Annotated in this window: 15 protein-coding genes; 5 read left to right on the forward strand and 10 right to left on the reverse strand. The window is 65.1% G+C overall.

What is annotated here, in order from left to right; all coding sequences use genetic code 11:
* Window positions 1–75: 75 nt before the first annotated feature.
* The 8 genes from tldD to mreB all read right to left on the reverse strand — a co-directional run bounded on the left by tldD (window position 76) and on the right by mreB (window position 11,200).
* Window positions 76–1,515: a metalloprotease TldD gene (gene tldD / locus ACNFCI_RS22010; RefSeq protein WP_416768218.1), complete on the reverse strand. Its 1,440-nt coding sequence runs from the start codon at window positions 1,513–1,515 to the stop codon at window positions 76–78.
* Window positions 1,516–1,517: 2 nt separating this feature from the next.
* On the reverse strand, window positions 1,518–2,369 hold the full coding sequence (locus ACNFCI_RS22015; protein ID WP_416768219.1) for a carbon-nitrogen hydrolase family protein: 852 nt from the start codon (window positions 2,367–2,369) through the stop codon (window positions 1,518–1,520).
* Window positions 2,366–6,175, reverse strand: a complete 3,810-nt coding sequence (locus ACNFCI_RS22020) for a YhdP family protein (protein WP_416768220.1) — start codon at window positions 6,173–6,175, stop codon at window positions 2,366–2,368. Before ACNFCI_RS22020 ends, ACNFCI_RS22015 begins: the two co-directional genes overlap by 4 nt.
* Before the next feature lie 82 nt (window positions 6,176–6,257).
* Window positions 6,258–7,715: a ribonuclease G gene (gene rng, locus ACNFCI_RS22025; RefSeq protein ID WP_084854549.1), complete on the reverse strand. Its 1,458-nt coding sequence runs from the start codon at window positions 7,713–7,715 to the stop codon at window positions 6,258–6,260.
* 54 nt (window positions 7,716–7,769) lie between these two features.
* Window positions 7,770–8,369: a Maf family protein gene (locus tag ACNFCI_RS22030; protein ID WP_416768222.1), complete on the reverse strand. Its 600-nt coding sequence runs from the start codon at window positions 8,367–8,369 to the stop codon at window positions 7,770–7,772.
* Window positions 8,370–8,400: 31 nt separating this feature from the next.
* Complete coding sequence (gene mreD, locus ACNFCI_RS22035; protein ID WP_084854551.1) at window positions 8,401–8,889, reverse strand: rod shape-determining protein MreD; 489 nt, start codon at window positions 8,887–8,889, stop codon at window positions 8,401–8,403.
* Window positions 8,889–9,950, reverse strand: a complete 1,062-nt coding sequence (mreC, locus tag ACNFCI_RS22040; RefSeq protein ID WP_253249303.1) for a rod shape-determining protein MreC — start codon at window positions 9,948–9,950, stop codon at window positions 8,889–8,891. The genes mreD and mreC overlap by 1 nt, the downstream gene beginning before the upstream one ends.
* Before the next feature lie 212 nt (window positions 9,951–10,162).
* Window positions 10,163–11,200 carry a rod shape-determining protein MreB gene (mreB, locus tag ACNFCI_RS22045; RefSeq protein ID WP_003255163.1) on the reverse strand — a complete coding sequence of 346 codons (1,038 nt, stop codon included), beginning with the start codon at window positions 11,198–11,200 and terminating at the stop codon, window positions 10,163–10,165.
* Window positions 11,201–11,401: 201 nt separating this feature from the next.
* Between mreB and gatC the strand changes: the two genes are divergently transcribed.
* The 5 genes from gatC to ACNFCI_RS22070 all read left to right on the forward strand — a co-directional run bounded on the left by gatC (window position 11,402) and on the right by ACNFCI_RS22070 (window position 16,245).
* Window positions 11,402–11,689 carry an Asp-tRNA(Asn)/Glu-tRNA(Gln) amidotransferase subunit GatC gene (gene gatC / locus ACNFCI_RS22050; RefSeq protein ID WP_084854553.1) on the forward strand — a complete coding sequence of 96 codons (288 nt, stop codon included), beginning with the start codon at window positions 11,402–11,404 and terminating at the stop codon, window positions 11,687–11,689.
* Window positions 11,690–11,704: 15 nt separating this feature from the next.
* Window positions 11,705–13,156 carry an Asp-tRNA(Asn)/Glu-tRNA(Gln) amidotransferase subunit GatA gene (gene gatA, locus ACNFCI_RS22055; protein WP_084854554.1) on the forward strand — a complete coding sequence of 484 codons (1,452 nt, stop codon included), beginning with the start codon at window positions 11,705–11,707 and terminating at the stop codon, window positions 13,154–13,156.
* Window positions 13,157–13,167: 11 nt separating this feature from the next.
* Window positions 13,168–14,613, forward strand: a complete 1,446-nt coding sequence (gene gatB / locus ACNFCI_RS22060) for an Asp-tRNA(Asn)/Glu-tRNA(Gln) amidotransferase subunit GatB (protein ID WP_084854555.1) — start codon at window positions 13,168–13,170, stop codon at window positions 14,611–14,613.
* A 140-nt stretch (window positions 14,614–14,753) separates the two neighbouring features.
* Window positions 14,754–15,140 carry a septal ring lytic transglycosylase RlpA family protein gene (locus tag ACNFCI_RS22065; protein WP_416768224.1) on the forward strand — a complete coding sequence of 129 codons (387 nt, stop codon included), beginning with the start codon at window positions 14,754–14,756 and terminating at the stop codon, window positions 15,138–15,140.
* A gap of 61 nt (window positions 15,141–15,201) precedes the next feature.
* Entirely contained in the window at window positions 15,202–16,245 is a 1,044-nt protein-coding gene (locus tag ACNFCI_RS22070; protein ID WP_084854556.1) for a calcium/sodium antiporter, read from the forward strand.
* A 40-nt stretch (window positions 16,246–16,285) separates the two neighbouring features.
* On the opposite strand, the gene ACNFCI_RS22075 is transcribed toward ACNFCI_RS22070, so the two are convergent.
* Window positions 16,286–17,647, reverse strand: coding sequence for an amino acid permease (locus tag ACNFCI_RS22075; RefSeq protein ID WP_084854557.1), 1,362 nt, complete (start codon window positions 17,645–17,647; stop codon window positions 16,286–16,288).
* 56 nt (window positions 17,648–17,703) lie between these two features.
* Window positions 17,704–18,645, reverse strand: coding sequence for an AEC family transporter (locus ACNFCI_RS22080; protein WP_084854558.1), 942 nt, complete (start codon window positions 18,643–18,645; stop codon window positions 17,704–17,706).
* Between the last annotated feature and the right edge of the window lie 343 nt (window positions 18,646–18,988).

Below are 18,988 nucleotides of genomic sequence, written 5' to 3' on the forward strand. Positions count from 1 at the left end.
CACGGTGCCGCCTGGCACCGGCTTCGCCGGCATTCGCGGGATATGCCCGCTTCCAGATCGCCCCTCCCGCCGGCATCACGCGCCGGTACCACCCACGGTGATCGCATCGAGCTTCAGGGTCGGCTGGCCAACGCCCACCGGCACCGATTGTCCATCCTTCCCGCATGTCCCCACGCCGCTGTCCAAGGCCAGGTCGTTACCGACCATCGACACCCGGCTCATCGCCTCCGGACCATTGCCGATCAGCGTGGCGCCCTTGACCGGCGCGGTGATCTTGCCGTCTTCGATCAAATACGCCTCGCTGGTGGAGAACACGAACTTGCCGCTGGTGATATCCACCTGGCCACCGCCAAGGTTCGCGCAATAGATGCCCTTTTTCACCGAGGCGATGATTTCCTGCGGGTCGCTCTCACCCGCGCGCATATAGGTGTTGGTCATGCGCGGCATCGGCAGGTGCGCATAGGACTCGCGACGACCATTGCCGGTGACCGCCATGCCCATGAGCCGCGCATTGAGCTTGTCCTGCATGTAGCCTTTGAGGATGCCGTTCTCGATCAGGGTGGTGCATTCGGTCGGGGTGCCCTCGTCATCGACGCTCAGGGAACCGCGGCGGCCCTCAAGGGTGCCATCGTCGACGATGGTGCACAGCGTGGACGCCACCTGTTCACCGATACGCCCGCTGTAGGCCGAACTGCCCTTGCGGTTGAAATCGCCTTCCAGGCCGTGGCCCACCGCTTCGTGCAGCAGCACGCCGGACCAGCCTGGGCCCAACACCACTGGCAAGGTACCGGCCGGTGCCGGCTTGGCCTCGAGGTTGACCAACGCCTGGCGCAGGGCCTCGCGGGCGTAGCCCATGACGCGCTCTTCGGTGAAGTAGCGGTAGTCGGTGCGCCCGCCGCCGCCCTGCCCGCCACGTTCGCGGCGGCCGTTCTGTTCGACGATCACGCTGACATTGAAGCGCACCAGCGGCCGCACGTCGGCCGCCAGGCTGCCATCGACCGCAGCCACCAGGATGCGCTCCCAGACCCCGGCCATGCTCACCGTAACCTGCTGGATACGAGGGTCCAGGGCACGGGTCGCGGCGTCCACACGCTTGAGCAGCTCGACCTTCTCGGCACGGCTGAGCACGTCCAGCGGGTTGTCCTGGGCGTACAGCGCCGTCACCTGCTGGCTGCGGAAGGCCTGCACACGGCCCTCCTGCCCGGCGCGGGAAATCGAACGGGCGGCACGGGCCGCCGAGGTCAGGGCTTCGAGGTTGATCGCGTTGCTGTATGCGAAACCGGTCTTCTCACCGGACTGGGCACGCACGCCCACGCCCTGGTCGAGGTTGAAGCTACCCTCCTTGACGATGCCGTCCTCCAGCGCCCAGGTTTCCGAGATCTGGCCCTGGAAATACAGGTCGGCGGCATCGATGCCTGGGCCTGCCAACTCGCCCAGCACAGCCTGCAGGCTGTCCAGGGTCAGTCCGCCCGGGGCCAGGAGCTGTTCGCTGACGGTGGATAACATCTGGCTCATAGTCACTCCGAGGTGTGCGCAGGCCGCAAGGCGTCCTGCGAGAAAAAGCGCCGGTGCTGGGCAACCGGCATTCGCGCCCTGATGGACGCCTGTTCAATGCTGTCGCGCTCGGCCAGCAATACTGCTTCGCCGCGCGCCTGTTCGGCGACGATCCGCCCCCAAGGGTCGACGATCGCCGCATGGCCATGGGTTTCCCGTGGCCCCGGGTGGGTACCGCCCTGGGCGGCGGCGAGCACGTAGCACTGGGTCTCGATGGCGCGCGCACGAATGAGCACCTCCCAATGCGCGGCCCCCGTCACCGCTGTGAAGGCCGATGGTGCGCTGATCAGTTCGGCCCCGGCGGCGCGCAGTGCGCTGTACAGCTCAGGGAACCGCAAGTCGTAGCACACCGAAAGCCCGAGGCGCCCCACCGGGGTATCGGCCACCACCACCTGGGCACCATGGGCGTAGTCATCGGACTCGCGATAGCGGCCCCGGTTGTCGGCCACGTCCACGTCGAACAGGTGCAGCTTGTCGTAGCGCGCCGCCACTTCACCGTGCTCATCGATCAACAACGAGCAGGCATGGGCCTTCGCGTCAGGCTGACCGACCGGCGGCAGGGGCAAGGTGCCGGCGACAATCCATAACCTGAGGTCGCGGGCGGTACGTTTCAACCATGGCAGGATCGGCCCCTGACCAAGGGCTTCGGCACGACCGATCGCCGCTGCATCGCGCCGCCCCATGGCGGCGAAGTTCTCGGGCAACACCGCCAGCCGGGCACCGCCACTGGCAGCCTGCTCCAGCAGGGCCCTGGCGTGTTGCAGGTTGGCCAGTACATCGTCCTGGCTGACCATCTGGATGACCGCAGACTTCATTGGCGTTTCTCGAAAGGTTTCACAAAGGTGATTCTAGGCTCTTTCCACGGCCCCTCGACGCGGTAGTGCACGCTGGCGAAACGCGACACCCGATCACCGATCAGGCGATCGACCAGGAACAACGCACCGCCGACGGCCGGTGCACCGACGATCAGGGCAGCCAGCGGCAGGTTGTTGGTGACCGGCAGGCTGACCTGCAAGTTGGCATCGACGCGGTCGCGGACCAGGTCAAGGGTGCCATCGAGCTCGAAGTTGCTCGACGGCCCGGTGATGGTGATCGGCTCGCGGGTCACGTAGACCCCTTCGCTGGCGACCAGCAGGCCTTTGACCCGGTCGTAGGCCAGGCCTTTGTCGAACAGGTCGGAGAAGTCCAGGCGCAGGCGGCGGCCGATGGAGTTGAAATTGAGCAGGCCGAACACCCGCAGTGCCTGGGCCCCGCCCTCCACCTCGACGAACTGGCCGGAACGCAAGGCGGCATCGAGGCTGCCGGAGAAGCGCTTGAGCGCGACCCAGGCCGGCGAACCTGGCCAGCGGCCATCCACGTCCAGGCGGAAGTCGCGGCTGGTAGCGGTGGGCGCAAAGCCCCAGGCCTTGAGCACATCGGCGAGGTTCTTGCCTTCCAGGCGGCCTTTGTACCAACTGCCCGTGCTCCCCGGCTCCCCTTCCCAGCCACCGCTGCCATCGATGCGTAGGCCCTTGAGATCCAGATCGACATCATCGAATTTCATGCCGCGCGGGGTAGGCCGCAGCTTGACCGCGAAACTGCCGAACAGGTCATCACCGCGGTACAGCTTGTCGACGGTCAGATCCAGGGCTGGCACCTTGCGTGGGTCGAAGCTGCCCAAGGGGTCGGGTGCATCCTCGGGTTGCTGGCCGGCAGGCTCGCCGGGGGGCAGGCGCAGGGTCTGCAACCTGACGACCATAGGCGCGGCCTTGGCATCGGGGATGCGCGCATTACCGATGACTTCGCGGCTGTCCAGGCGCAAGTCCCAGGTACCGGCCCCACGCACCAGGCGCACGACAGCCTGGTTCAAGTCCATGTCGAACGCCTTGAGCCGGCCGATGCTCAGGTCCACGCCCTGCAGGCGCTGCCTGGCGTTACCGCCTGGGTCCTGGCCTGCCAAGCGCTCCATCTGTGCTTGCCAGGGCGCCAGGTCCAGGGTTTCCAGGCGCCCACGAACCCGCACGCCCTGGCCCGCCGGAAGCTGTGCGCGACCGCTGCCCAGCAGCAGCTCGCCTCGCCCTTGGGCAAGGTTCTCGACGGGCGCGGCATAGGCCAGGTGCGCAAGGTCGCCGTAGCTGGCGTCCAGGCGTCGCTCGGGCCCTTGCAGGGTCATGCTGAAGCGGCTGTCCAGAGTTTCCTGCGCCGCCTTGGTGAAAGGCGCAGGCAGGTCAATGGCCAGCCCCTTGAGCGAGGAGTTCACGGTCAAGCGGTTGTCGCGGCTTCCCAGGATCACCTGCAACTGGTAGGGCAGCTCGCCCGCAGCCGGCAAGGGCTGATCGAACTTCAACCAATCGGTCAGCGCCTTCAGGGCCACGGCTCCCTTGGCATCGATGCGGGTCTGGATCTGCCCGGGCTGGCCTTCGGCGAAGATCTGCGCCGTGACGGGTTTGCCGAATGCCTGGAAGGCGATGCCCTTGCCGCTCAGGCCTTTATCCAGGTCGAAGCTGAAATCACCCTTGAGCCGGCTCAGATCCAGGGTCGGCGGCGCCACCTTCAGGCGCGCGTCGGCCGTGGCGAAATCGACCACGACCTTGGGCCGCTCGCCACGGGCCAGGGGAATGTCGAGCTTGACCTTGCCCTTGAGCGGCCCCTCGCCTTCCCAGCCGGCGAAGATCTCGCCCGTGCCGATGGGCGCTTGCTGCAGGATCTTCAAACCGTCGCCCAAGCGTCCGTCGAAATCGCCGTTCAGGTACAGGTGGCTGTGCTGGCCCTCGTCGACGTGGGGAATGTCGACGCTGACATCGCGTACCTGGGTATCGAGCAACAGACCGCGCCGGGCCTTGATGCGCACGCCGCTGTCCTCGATGTAGACATCACCGTCGACCTGCTGCACCTGGGGCCAGCCAGGCTGGAAGTCCAGGGCGGCGTCATGCACCTTGAAGAACAAGCTGATGCTGCGGGCCTCAGGGGCCACACCATGGTTCAGGGAGCCCTGGTACTGGAAATAGCCCTCGTCCACGGCGCCCTTGACGATGGCACTGCGCAGCCATTCATCCAGCGCAGGGCTGAGTACTTCAGGCAGGTACTTGGCGGTATAGCGGCCGTCGCCCTCGGTCAGGCCCACCCGCAGGTCCATGTAGTCCTCGCGGCCTTCCTCGAACAGCAGGCGGATGAGGAAGTCGGCAGCGATCCGGCCCTCCTCGCCGAGCACCTTGATATAGGGCGCTACGAGGGTGAAACCTTCCTTGTCCAAGCGCCAGGTAAGCCGTGCGTTGGCCTTCTGGTAGTGCCAGGGTTTGGCGAAGATCGGGTACAGGTGCAGCATGAAGGCGTCGGTGTCCAGGCGCAGCTCGCCCTGGCCGAGATCGCCGCTGATGCTGCCGTTGACGTTTCCGGCCGCCGGGGCGTTGTGGTAGGCATCGAAGCCGACCTTCTCCAGGTTGGCAGCGAACGCCAGGCGCTGGTCGCCTTCGGCCTTGGGGCGGATATCCAGGCGCAGGTTACGCAGCGAGCCGGTGACCTTGAGCCCATCGACCACGGCCATGAGTTTGTCCGGCAGCGGCGCCAGTGCATCGACCAGGGGCGTCAACGGCGTCAGGTCCAGGCGGTCGGCCTGCACCTGCCAGCGGTCCTGGGTCGGGTCCTGCCTGACCTGCAGATGGGTCTCCCAGCGGGTGTCGCCCAGGCTCATGGCGAGCGAATCGACCACACCCTCGACACCTTTCTCGCCCCGCTGGAGCCACGCCGACACCGCCAGGTTATCCACGGTGACCGCCTTGCGCCCGGTGTAGGCACCGCGCAACTGCGGAGCGTTGAGGCGTACCACGGCGCGCTGCAGTTGGCCGTTGCGCCAGTCGACCCAGAATTCACCGCCGGCCCGCAGTGTCTCGGCCTGCCATTGCCCAAGCAAGCGCGGGGGCAGCCAGCGGGCCCAGTCGCTTTGCGGCAGGCTCAGGTAGGCCTGCACCTGGCCATCGCGCCAGGCCTTGGCAGTGGCACGGCTGCGCAGGTTGACCGCCAGGGGTTGACCGTCGGGCAAGGTGCCGCGCAGGTCCAGGGCCTGGCGCGACGGGCCGGCCTCGAGGCCAAGGCTGACATAGGTAAGGGTAAGTGGGTCGCGCTGCCAGGGATGAAGGGTGACCTGGCTGTCGAAGGCATCGACCCTGCCCAGCTGCTGCAGGCGCTGCAGGACCTGCGCGGGGTCCAGGGGAGCATCGTCCTGGCGCGGCAAGCCTTCGAGCGCCCAGGCGCCCTGCTCGTCTTCGCGCAGGATCAGTTGCAGCCCGCCGAGCTGGATACGCGCCAGGCGCAGTTCGCGAGCCTTGAGGCTGGCCCACAGGTCGGGGACCACCTTGACTTCATCCAGGCGCAACGCCGCAGCCCCTTCGCCCACCTGCAGGTCACGCACGTGCAACACTGGCGCCAGGCCGCTCCAGCGCCCCTCCAGGGCTCCCACGTGCACCGGCAGGCCCAGCGCCTGCTCGGCCTTGCTCTGGACATCGGCACGGTACTCGGCCACCAGCGGCACCAGTTCCCGACCGAGGCTGACATACAGCGCCACCAGCACCGCCAGCAGGGCGCAGACTCCCAGCCCCCAGCGGGTCAAGGCGCCTAGAACGTGGGTCAGACGTCCCATGGCCATGGCCCTCCAAGTCGTGCCTTAACTATGGCTCGGTGCCGTGGTTTTACCAGTGCCGCCGAACGCAGAAGGGTTTCAGAACGCGTCAGAGCAGCACCACATCGTATTGTTCCTGGGAATACATGGACTCAACCTGGAAGCGAATGGTTCGGCCGATGAATGCCTCGAGCTCAGCCACGTTGCCGGACTCTTCATCCAGCAGGCGGTCGACCACCTTCTGGTTGGCCAGCACCCGATAGCCCTCGGCCTGGTAGGCGCGGGCCTCGCGGAGGATTTCACGGAAGATTTCATAGCACACGGTTTCTGGGGTCTTCAGCTTGCCGCGCCCCTGGCAGGCGATGCACGGCTCGCACAGCACCTGCTCGAGGCTCTCGCGGGTACGCTTGCGAGTCATCTGCACCAACCCAAGCTCGGTGATGCCGATGATGTTGGTCTTGGCATGGTCACGCTCGAGCTGCTTCTCGAGGGTACGCAGGACCTGGCGCTGATGATCCTCATCCTCCATGTCGATGAAGTCGATGATGATGATGCCGCCGATGTTGCGCAGGCGCAGTTGCCGGGCAATGGCGGTGGCGGCCTCGAGGTTGGTCTTGAAGATGGTTTCCTCGAGGTTGCGGTGGCCGACGAAGGCGCCGGTATTGACGTCGATGGTGGTCATGGCCTCGGCCGGGTCGACCACCAGGTAGCCACCGGACTTGAGCGGCACCTTGCGCTCCAAGGCACGCTGGATCTCGTCCTCGACGCCATACAGGTCGAAGATCGGCCGCTCGCCTGGGTAGTGTTCGAGACGGTCGGCGATTTCCGGCATGAGTTCGGCGACGAACTGCGTGGTCTTCTGGAAGGTTTCCCGCGAGTCGATACGGATCTTCTCGATCTTGGGGTTGACCAGGTCGCGCAGCGTGCGCAGGGCCAGCCCAAGGTCTTCGTAGATCACCAAGGGGGCACCGCAGGTCTTGATCTGGCTGCCGATCTGCTCCCAAAGCCTGCGCAGGTAGCGGATGTCCTGCAGGATGTCGTCGGCCCGGGCGCCTTCGGCAGCGGTGCGCAGGATGAAGCCGCCGGCGTCCTTGATGTCTTCCTTTTCGACACAATCGCTGACCACCTGCTTGAGCCGCTCGCGCTCGGCCTCGTCCTCGATCTTCAGGGAAATACCCACATGGCTGCTGCGTGGCATGTAGACCAGGTAGCGCGACGGGATCGACAGCTGGGTAGTCAGGCGAGCGCCCTTGGTACCGATCGGGTCTTTCGTGACCTGCACCACCAGGGCCTGGCCTTCGTGGACCAGCGCGGTGATGTTTTCCACCGCCGAGCCTTCGCGCTGGGAGATCTCCGATGCATGGATGAACGCAGCGCGCTCCAGGCCGATATCGACGAAAGCCGCCTGCATGCCTGGCAGCACGCGCACCACCTTGCCTTTGTAGATATTGCCGACGATGCCCCGGCGCTGGGTGCGCTCGACATGCACCTCCTGCAACACGCCGTTCTCCACCACTGCCACGCGTGATTCCATCGGGGTGATGTTGATCAGGATCTCTTCACTCATGGCAGGCTCTCGTCAAAGGTCTTGGGTAATGATGGATCGCCGTCAGGTCGCTGGCTAGCGCGAAGCTGGAACCTCATGTTGCTGCCAGCATGGGATGGAGAACTGCTCCAACAGCTGGGCGGTCTCGAACAGGGGCAGGCCGACGACGGTCGAATAGCTGCCCATCAACTCCCTGACGAACACCGCGCCCAGGCCCTGGATGGCGTAGCCCCCGGCCTTGTCCAGCGGCTCGCCGGTGGCCCAGTAGCGCTCGGCCTCTTCCCGGGTGATGGGGCGGAAATACACGTGGGTCCCGACGCAGATGTCCAGGCAACGCTGGCCGTCGGTCACCGCGATGGCCGTGATGACCTGATGATGGTCATCGGACAGTTCGGCCAGCATGGCCAAGGCGTGCTCACGATCACGAGGTTTACCGAGGATCCGTCCGCCGATCGACACCACGGTGTCGGCCCCCAGCACCACGCCAGGCCCGTTCAGCTGCGCAAAACCTGCACCAGCCTTGGCCCGGGCCAGACGCACGGCGTAGGCAGAAACGCCCTCGTCGGGTAGCGGGGTTTCGTCGATGTCGGCCTTGATGGTGGTGAACGGTACGCCGATCTGGGTAAGCAGCTCACGGCGGCGTGGCGAGGCGGAGGCCAGGTACAGCGGCTTCATGTCGACATCTCCCTGTCAGTCGGCGGTGCCGTCAATTGATGTGCAAGCGTCGGCGCAGGTCGCGCAGGGCGAAACTGATCCAGGGCCAGAGCAAGGCACTGATCACTGCCGACCAGACCAGTGCCAGCGTCGGCAGGCGGTTGCCGGTCAGGGCGCTGAGCCACAGCTGGATCAACTGGGCGATACCGAAGATCACCAGGATCACCAGGCTCTGCTGCCACATCGGGTACATGCGCAGGCGCTGCTGCAGGGACAGCACCAGGAAGGTGATCAAGGTCAGTACCAGGGCGTTTTGCCCAAGTAGCGTGCCGTACAGGACGTCTTCGGCCAGACCCAGGACGAAAGCGGTGGTCATGCCGACCTTGTTGGGCACCGCGAGGGTCCAGAAGGACACCAGCATCGCCAGCCACATAGGACGGAACACTTCCATGAACTGGGGCATCGGCGAGACGCTGAGCAACAGGCCGATCGCGAAGGTCAGCCAGATGGCCCAGCCGTTCTTGCTGCGGGAACGCGCCATCATTCTCTCCGGGGTGGGTTCGGGGCCGCTGGGGCCGATGCCGGGCTGGCAGGCGCCACGGGCGCAGGTGCAGCAGCAGGCACCGCAGGTGCAGTCGAAGGCGTTGCAGGTGCCGCGCCGGACGTTGCCGGTTCAGCGCCAGGTGTAGCGGGCGCCGGCGCGGGCGCGGTCTGCCCGTTTCCACCGGTGGCCTGGCCTTGTTCCGGTGTGCCCTTGCGGTCGGCCTCTTCCTGGGCGAGTGCAGCGTCCGTGGCCCGTTCCTCTGGCGTACGCCGGTCGCTGAACACCAGCAGCATGTAGCGGCTGCGGTTGAGTGCGGCCGTGGGAATGGCGCGGACGATGGCGAACGGCTGGCCGGAATCGTGGATCACTTCGTTGACCGTGGCCACCGGATAACCGGCCGGGAAACGCTGGCCCATACCGGAGCTGACCAGCAAGTCACCTTCCTTGATGTCGGCGGTATCCGCCACATGGCGCAGCTCCAGACGCTCCGGGTTGCCGGTGCCGCTGGCGATGGCGCGCAGGCCGTTACGGTTGACCTGTACCGGGATGCTGTGGGTGGTATCGGTCAGCAACAACACCCGGGCGGTGTAGGGCATCAGCTCCACCACCTGCCCCATCAGGCCCCGGGCGTCGAGCACCGGCTGGCCGAGAAACACGCCGTCGCGTTCGCCCTTGTTGATCAGGATACGGTGGGTGAACGGGTTGGGGTCGACACCGATGAGCTCGGCCACTTCGACCTTCTCGTTGACCAGCGCCGAGGAATTGAGCAGCTCGCGCAGCCGCACGTTCTGTTCGGTCAGGGCCGCCAGTTTCTGCAGGCGCCCCTGCAGCAGCAGGGCTTCGGTCTTGAGTTTCTCGTTTTCCGCGATCAGCTCGGTACGGCTGCCGAACTGGCTGGCCACACCCTGCCACAGGCGCTGCGGCAGGTCGGTGATCCAATAGGACTCCATCAGCACCAGCCCCATCTGGCTGCGCACTGGCTTGAGCACGGCGAAACGCGAGTCGACCACCATCAGCGCGACCGACAGCACCACCAGTACCAGGAGACGAACGCCCAGCGAAGGGCCCTTGGAGAAAAGCGGTTTAATGGGCCGTTCCTCGTGGACGACGATTCAGGAGGTCATTGGACATGGGGCAATGCACCGGCCTGCTTGCGGGTTGAACGGAAACGACGCCCGGACGGACGCCAGCCCAGCGCATACAGGTAGCACTGTGCGTGCCACCTGTAAACCGGGCGAACACAATCCATGCATGCATGGATGGCGCAGGATCACTCGCTGGAGAGCAGGTCCATGGCGTGTTTGTCCATCATCTCCAGCGCACGGCCACCACCACGGGCGACGCAGGTCAGGGGATCTTCGGCGACGATCACCGGCAAGCCGGTTTCCTGGGCCAGCAGCTTGTCCAGGTCGCGCAGCAGCGCGCCACCACCGGTCAGCACCAGGCCACGTTCGGCGATGTCCGAGGCCAGCTCCGGCGGCGACTGCTCCAGGGCGCTCTTGACCGCCTGGACGATGGTCGCCAGGGACTCCTGCAGCGCTTCGAGCACTTCGTTGGAGTTCAGGGTGAAGGCACGCGGTACGCCTTCGGCCAGGTTACGACCACGGACGTCGACTTCGCGCACTTCGCCGCCCGGGTAGGCAGTACCGATTTCCTGCTTGATGCGCTCGGCGGTGGATTCGCCGATCAGGCTGCCGTAGTTGCGGCGCACGTAGGTGACGATGGCTTCGTCGAAGCGGTCGCCGCCAACCCGTACGGATTCGGCATAGACCACGCCATTGAGGGAGATCAGGGCGATTTCGGTGGTACCGCCACCGATGTCCACGACCATCGAACCACGAGCCTCTTCGACCGGCAGGCCGGCACCGATGGCAGCGGCCATCGGCTCTTCGATCAGGAACACCTCGCGGGCGCCGGCGCCCAGGGCGGATTCGCGAATGGCGCGACGCTCCACCTGGGTCGACTTGCACGGCACGCAGATCAGCACGCGCGGGCTGGGCTGCAGGAAGCTGTTCTCGTGAACCTTGTTGATGAAGTACTGCAGCATTTTTTCACAAACGCTGAAATCGGCGATCACGCCGTCCTTCATCGGACGAATGGCAGCGATGTTGCCAGGCGTACGGCCCAGCATGCGCTTGGCCTCGGTGCCGACCGCGACGACGCTTTTCTGGTTGCCGTGGGTACGAATGGCAACAACCGAGGGTTCATTCAGGACGATACCGCGCTCACGCACGTAAATAAGGGTGTTGGCAGTACCCAGGTCGATGGACAGATCGCTGGAAAACATGCCACGCAGTTTCTTGAACATGGGAAAGTGACCCTAGGCAAAGCGTGGGTAAAAAAGTGCGGCAAACTCTAACAATGGCAGGGATTTTGGGCAAGGAGCCAATATGTTAAATTGGCAGTTTTTCCGAGCACGCCAGCAGATGATCGTCGCCGTATGACCATCAAAATGCTGGCATGTTCCTCACTTCGGACCCCATCCGTTCCGTTTCTCCTGGAGATCCCCATGGCGCTTCAACGCTGCGACGTGGAAAAGATCGCCCATCTGGCCCGCCTGGGCCTGAATGAAGGCGAACTGCCACGCATTACCGATGCCTTGAACAGTATTCTCGGGCTGGTCGACCAGATGCAAGCCGTCGACACCAGCGGCATCGAGCCCCTGGCCCACCCCCTGGAGGCCAGCCAGCGCCTGCGCCCCGACCAGGTCACCGAAAGCAACCAGCGCGACCGCTACCAGGCCATCGCCCCGGCGACCGAAAACGGCCTGTACCTGGTTCCGAAAGTCATCGAGTAAGGGAAAGAGCCTGCCATGCATCAATTGACCCTGGCCGAGATCGCCCGCGGACTCGCCGACAAGTCGTTTTCTTCCGAAGAGCTGACCGGCGCCCTGCTGGCGCGTATCAAGCAGCTCGACCCTCAGATCAACAGCTTCATCAGCGTCACCGAGGAACAGGCACTGCAACAAGCTCGCGCCGCCGACGCCCGCCGCGCCAACGGCGAAGCCGGTGCCCTGCTTGGCGCACCGATCGCCCACAAGGACCTGTTCTGCACCAGCGGCATCCGCACCAGCTGCGGTTCGAAGATGCTCGACAACTTCAAGGCACCCTATGACGCCACCGTGGTCGCCAAGCTGGCCGAAGCCGGCATGGTCACCCTGGGCAAGACCAACATGGACGAATTCGCCATGGGCTCGGCCAACGAGTCCAGCCACTATGGCGCGGTGAAGAACCCGTGGAACCTCGAGCACGTCCCGGGCGGCTCCTCGGGCGGTTCGGCCGCCGCGGTGGCCGCGCGCCTGCTGCCAGTGGCCACCGGCACCGATACCGGCGGCTCTATCCGCCAGCCGGCGGCCCTGACCAACCTCACCGGCCTCAAGCCGACCTACGGCCGCGTCTCGCGCTGGGGCATGATCGCCTATGCCTCGAGCCTCGACCAAGGCGGCCCGATGGCCCGCACCGCCGAAGACTGCGCCCTGCTGCTGCAAGGCATGGCCGGTTTCGACGCCAAGGACTCCACCAGCATCGACGAGCCGGTGCCGGACTACAGCGCCAACCTGAACGCGCCGCTCGAAGGCCTGCGCATCGGCCTGCCGAAGGAATACTTCGGCGCCGGCCTCGACCCGCGCATCGCCGACCTGGTCCAGGCCAGCGTCAAAGAACTGCAGAAGCTCGGCGCGGTGATCAAGGAAATCAGCCTGCCGAACATGCAGCACGCTATCCCCGCGTACTACGTGATCGCACCGGCAGAAGCTTCCTCCAACCTGTCGCGCTTCGACGGCGTACGCTTCGGTTACCGCTGCGAGGAGCCCAAAGACCTCACCGACCTGTACAAGCGCTCCCGTGGCGAAGGCTTCGGCGTCGAAGTGCAGCGCCGTATCATGGTCGGCACCTACGCCCTGTCCGCCGGCTACTACGACGCCTACTACGTGAAGGCGCAACAGATCCGCCGCCTGATCAAGAACGACTTCATGGCCGCCTTCAACGATGTCGACCTGATCCTTGGCCCGACCACGCCGAACCCGGCCTGGAAGCTCGGCGCCAAGAGCAGCGACCCGGTCGCCGCCTACCTCGAGGACGTCTACACCATCACCGCCAACCTGGCGGGCCTGCCGGGCCTGTCGATGCCGGCCGGTTTCGTCGATGGCCTGCCGGTCGGCGTGCAGCTGCTGGCCCCGTACTTCCAGGAAGGCCGCCTGCTCAACGTCGCGCACCGCTACCAGCAAGTCACCGACTGGCACACCCGCGCTCCTAACGGCTTCTGAGGAATTCACACATGCAATGGGAAGTTGTGATCGGGCTGGAGATTCATACCCAGCTCGCCACCCAGTCGAAGATCTTCTCCGGCAGCGCCACCACCTTCGGCTCCGAACCGAACACCCAGGCCAGCCTGGTCGACCTCGGCATGCCTGGCGTCCTGCCGGTGCTGAACCAGGAAGCCGTGCGCATGGCCTGCATGTTCGGCCTGGCCATCGATGCCCAGATCGGCAAGCGCAACGTGTTCGCGCGCAAGAACTACTTCTACCCGGACCTGCCCAAGGGCTACCAGATCAGCCAGATGGACCTGCCGATCGTCGGCAAGGGCCACCTGGACATCGCCCTGGAAGACGGCACCATCAAGCGCATCGGCATCACCCGCGCGCACCTGGAGGAAGACGCCGGCAAGAGCCTGCACGAAGACTTCAGCGGCTCCACCGGCATCGACCTGAACCGCGCCGGCACCCCGCTGCTGGAGATCGTCTCCGAACCTGACATGCGCAGTGCCAAGGAAGCGGTGGCCTACGTCAAGGCGATCCACGCCCTGGTGCGCTACCTGGGCATCTGCGACGGCAACATGGCCGAAGGCTCGCTGCGCTGCGACTGCAACGTCTCGGTACGGCCGAAGGGCCAGGCCGAGTTCGGCACGCGCTGCGAGATCAAGAACGTCAACTCGTTCCGCTTCATCGAACGCGCCATCAACAGCGAGATCCAGCGCCAGATCGACCTGATCGAGGACGGCGGCAAGGTGGTCCAGGAAACCCGCCTGTACGATCCGAACAAGGACGAGACCCGCTCCATGCGCAGCAAGGAGGAAGCCAACGACTACCGTTACTTCCCCGACCCGGACCTGCTGCCGGTGGTCATCGAGGACAGCTTCCTCGAAACCGTCCGCGCCGGCCTGCCGGAGCTGCCGCAACAGAAGGTCGAGCGTTTCCAGAGCCAGTATGGCCTGTCGGCCTATGACGCCAACGTGCTGGCCGCCAGCCGTGAACAGGCCGACTACTTCGAGGAAGTCGCTCGCATCGGTGGCGACGCCAAGCTGGCCGCCAACTGGGTGATGGTCGAACTGGGCAGCTTGCTCAACAAGCTGGGCGTGGAGATCGACCAGGCACCGGTGAGCGCCGAGCAGCTCGGCGGCATGCTGCTGCGCATCCGTGACAACACCATCAGCGGCAAGATCGCCAAGACCGTGTTCGAGGCCATGGCCGCCGGTGAAGGCGATGCCGACAGCATCATCGAAAGCCGTGGCCTCAAGCAGGTCACCGACACCGGCGCGATCGACAAGATGCTCGACGAAGTGCTCGCCGCCAATGCCGAACAGGTCGAACAGTATCGCGCCGCCGACGAGGCCAAGCGCGGCAAGATGTTCGGCTTCTTCGTCGGCCAGGCGATGAAGGCGTCCAAAGGCAAGGCCAACCCGGGGCAAGTGAACCAATTGCTCAAGGCCAAGCTCGAAGGGTAACGCGGTATTGGGGCCGCTTGGCGACCCATCGCGGCACAAGGCTGCTCCTACAGGTTCGAAGCCCTGTAGGAGCGGCCTTGTGCCGCGATCGAGGGCAACGCCCTCGCCTGCTGCTTCCTTATAACGGAGCACCTGAATTGATACGCCGTTCTTTCAGCGCCCTCGCGCTCTTCTCCCTGCTGGCCGGCTGTGCCAGCTATGACATCGCTTCCCGCGACATCGATTCCCGAGGCTATGACCAGACCGGCGTCGCCTCCTATTATGGCTCCCGCCATCACGGCAAACGCACTGCCAGCGGCGAGCGCTTCAACCAACATGGCCTGACCGCTGCCCACCGCAGCCTGCCCTTCGGCAGCCGGGTGCTGGTCACCAACCTGGCCAACAAACGCAGCGTCGTGGTACGCATCAACGACCGAGGCCCGCATACCCGCGGCCGATTGATCGACCTGTCACGGGCCGCAGCAGAAAAAATCGGCATGATCCGTAGCGGAACGGCGCGCGTCCGGGTACAAGGGCTAAGCGACTGACCTGACAGGAGTCCCGACCATTTTCGACCTGGCCACCCTCCCCACCTTCAGCCTCCTGCAACTGGGCTTCGGCCTGGTGTTGCTGGTGATCGGTGCCGAGCTGCTGGTGCGCGCCGCGCTTCGCCTGGCCCTGCGCCTGCACGTGCGCCCGCTGATCATCGGCCTGAGCCTGGTGGCCTTCGGCAGCACCGCGCCACAATTGACCGTGAGCCTGCAGGCGGCCTTCCAGGGCGCCCCTGACGTCGCGGTGGGCAGCGTGATCGGCAGCAACATCTTCAATGTGCTGGTGATTCTCGGGCTGGCGGCGCTGGTTATTCCCCTGCGCGTTTCCCGGCAGTTGGTGCGCCTGGATATCCCACTGATGATCGCCGCCAGCGGCCTGGTCTACCTGCTGGCCGGCAATGGCCTGCTGGGCCGGCTCGAAGGCCTGCTGCTGGTCCTGGGCTTGCTGGGCTACCTGGGCATGCTGTGGCACCAGTCACGGCATTACGCCCGTACCTACCCTGCCCCGGAAACCGTGCACACCAGTGCCGGGCGCTTCTGGAGCGGCGCAATACTGCAGGTGCTGCTGGGCCTGGGCCTGCTGAGTCTCGCCGGCCATTTGCTGCTCGAAGCTGCCGTAGAAGTGGCCACCGACCTGGGGCTCTCCGAACGCATCATCGGCCTCACGGTGGTTGCCGTCTGCACGTCCTTGCCGGAGCTGGCCGCCGCCCTGATCGCAGCGCTGCGTGGTGAACGGGAGATCGCGGTGGGCACGGTGATCGGCAGCAACCTGTTCAACCTGCTGGCCGTGCTGGGCCTGACCGCAGTGGTCGCGCCAGAGCCTCTGTCGATTTCGCCCAACGCCCTGGACTTCGACCTGCCCGTGATGTTGGGTGTCGCGGTGTTGAGCCTGCCGGTGTTCTATTCCGGCTACCGCGTCACCCGTGCCGAAGGGCTGGTATTTCTCTGCCTCTACCTGGCCTACGGCCTGCATGTGGTGGCCTTCACCACAGGCATGCCTCTGGCCGGGCGGCTGGAACACCTGATGTTGTTCTACGTCTTGCCGGTGCTGGCTGCGGTGTTGCTGTACACCACGGTACGGGCGTGGCGGCGCCAGCACTGATTGATATAGGGCTTAGGCGGGTCTCTTAGGCGCAGAAAACCTAACGACGAACCTGACGCGCCTTCTTCATCCGGAACGCGATCCACAGCACCGCGATCCACAACGGGATCAACATCACCGAGATGCGGATCGGCGGCGTCAGGTACATCACCACCAGGATCAGTACGATGAACGCCAGGCACAGGTAGTTGCTCAGCGGGTGCCACAAGCTGCGGTAGAACGGGGTGATCCCAACGGCCAGCTTGGCCTTGCGGAACTTCAGGTGGGTGATGCTGATGCTTGCCCAGTTGATCACCAGGGCCGACACCGCCAGGGCCATGAGCAGACCGAAGGCCTCGCCCGGCATCAGGTAGTTGATCAGCACGCACAGGCCGGTGGCGAATGCCGAAACGCCCAGCGCCGTCAACGGTACGCCACGGCGGCTGACCTTGAGCAGCTGGCGTGGCGCATCGCCCTGGCTGGCCAGGCCGAACAGCATGCGGCTGTTGGCATAGACACAGCTGTTGTACACCGACAGCGCAGCCGTGAGCACCACGATGTTGAGGACGGTCGCCACCAGGTCGCTGTCCAGTTCATGGAAGATCATCACGAACGGGCTGCCGCCCTGCACCACTTTCTGCCACGGGTACAGCGACAGCAGCACGGCCAGCGCGCCGATGTAGAAGATCAGGATGCGGTAGACCACCTGGTTGGTGGCCTTGGGGATGCTCTCGCGCGGGTTGTCCGCCTCGGCCGCGGTGATGCCCACCAGCTCCAGCCCACCGAAGGAGAACATGATCACCGCCAGGGCCATGATCAGGCCAGTGACGCCGTTGGGGAAGAACCCGCCGAACTGCCACAGGTTCGCCACACTGGCATCCGGCCCGCCATGGCCGCTGCCCAGCAACCAGGCGCCGAAGCCGATCATGCTGACGATCGCCACCACCTTGACCAGGGCGAACCAGAACTCCAGCTCACCGTAGACCTTCACCTGGGTCAGGTTGATGGCATTGATCACCACGAAGAAGATCGCCGCCGTGGCCCAGGTGGGGAAGTCCGGCCACCAGTACTGGACATAGATGCCCACCGCGGTCAGCTCGGCCATGCCCACCAGCACGTACACCACCCAGTAGTTCCAGCCAGAGACGAAGCCTGCGAACTCGCTCCAGTACTGGTGGGCGAAGTGGCTGAAGCTGCCGGCGACCGGCTCCTCGACCACCATCTCGCCCAGCTGGCGCATGATCAAGAAGGCCATCAGGCCGGCAATGGCGTAGCCCAGCAGCACGGACGGGCCGGCCAGCTGGATGGTCTGGGCGATGCCCAGGAACAGCCCGGTGCCGATGGCCCCGCCCAGCGCGATGAGCTGGATATGGCGATTCTTCAACCCGCGCTGTAACCGCTCGGGCGTGCTCTGGTCTTGCATGAAGTGTCCTCAGGTCGGGAGGCGTGTTGTTGTAGGTGTCATGTGCAGTGAAGGATCTAGATCCAACCTCCCCACTGCAAGATGAAAATGCCGATATTGGTGGTGATCGCGGCGAGCAAGGTGGTGATCACGATGATCGAGGCCGCCAGTTCGTGGTTGCCGTTCGCCGCCCGCGCCATCACATAGCTGGCCGCCGCGGTCGGGCTACCGATATAGAGGAACAGGATGCCCAGCTCGGCACCACGGAACCCACAGAGCCAGGCGCCCAACGTGCCGATCAGGGGCAACCAGACCACCTTGACCAGGCTGGCATCGATGGCCAGCCTGCCACTGTCACGCAACGCGGCCATGGACAAGGTCCCGCCGATGCAGATCAGGGCCAATGGCAAGGTCATCTGGGCGAGGTAGTCGCTGGAGGTCAGCAACCAGTTGGGCAGTGGCACCTGGCCGTAGGCCATGGGCGTAGCGAGCAGCACGCTGATGATCAGCGGGTTGCTGAAGATGCTCTTGCAGATGCTCACGGGGTCGGACTTGAGGTCCGGGCTGTAGACGGCGAGCACGATGGTGGACAAGGAGTTGTACATGAGGATCACCAGGCCGGCGAGCACCGCGCCCAGGGAGATGCCGTAGTCGCCGTACAAGCTGGCCGCCAGGGCCAGGCCGATCACCCCGTTGTTGCCGCGAAAGGCGCCCTGGGTGTAGATGCCGCGGTCGGGCCTGGGGCTGCGCCAGATGGCCAGGCCCCAGGACAGCGCGAAACTAGCCAGGGTCGCGATGATGAAATAGAGCAGCACGCCGGGTTTGACGGCAGTGGTAAGGTCGGCGTGGTAGATGCCGAGGAACAGCAGGGCCGGCATGCAGACGTTGAACACTAGCGACGAAGCGACCTTGATGAAGTTGTCGTCGATCAGGCGGATACGCTTGAGGAGCACGCCCAGGAACAGCATGGCGAACACCGGGGCCGTGATGTTCAGCGTCTGGATGAGAAGGGCGAGCATTGCGGGTCCTGAGGGGTTGCCGTTAGGGGGCTGATGATACGCGAACTGGGGGGATTTGCGGGGAACGGAGGCGTTCCGCGAAATTTCACTGGCAACGGTGGCCGCTGCTGGCAGGCTCATGGAGTTGGGTTGGCTGCCCTGGCCCTATCGCCGGCAAGCCGGCCCCCACGGAGGGGCGCCTGTCTTGGTCCCTGTGGGAGCCGGCTTGCCGGCGATGGGCTGCGGAGCAGCCGGAAGTGTCAGATTTTTTGTGTGCGGGCCGGTAACGGCCTGCCGTCAGGCAGGCCCTGATTTTCACCAGGTCGGCCTGATGAACCGATCTCCGTACAAAATCGCGAATTGA

Source organism: Pseudomonas sp. NY15356 (assembly GCF_048068175.1).
Classification (GTDB): Bacteria; Pseudomonadota; Gammaproteobacteria; order Pseudomonadales; family Pseudomonadaceae; genus Aquipseudomonas; species Aquipseudomonas putida_K.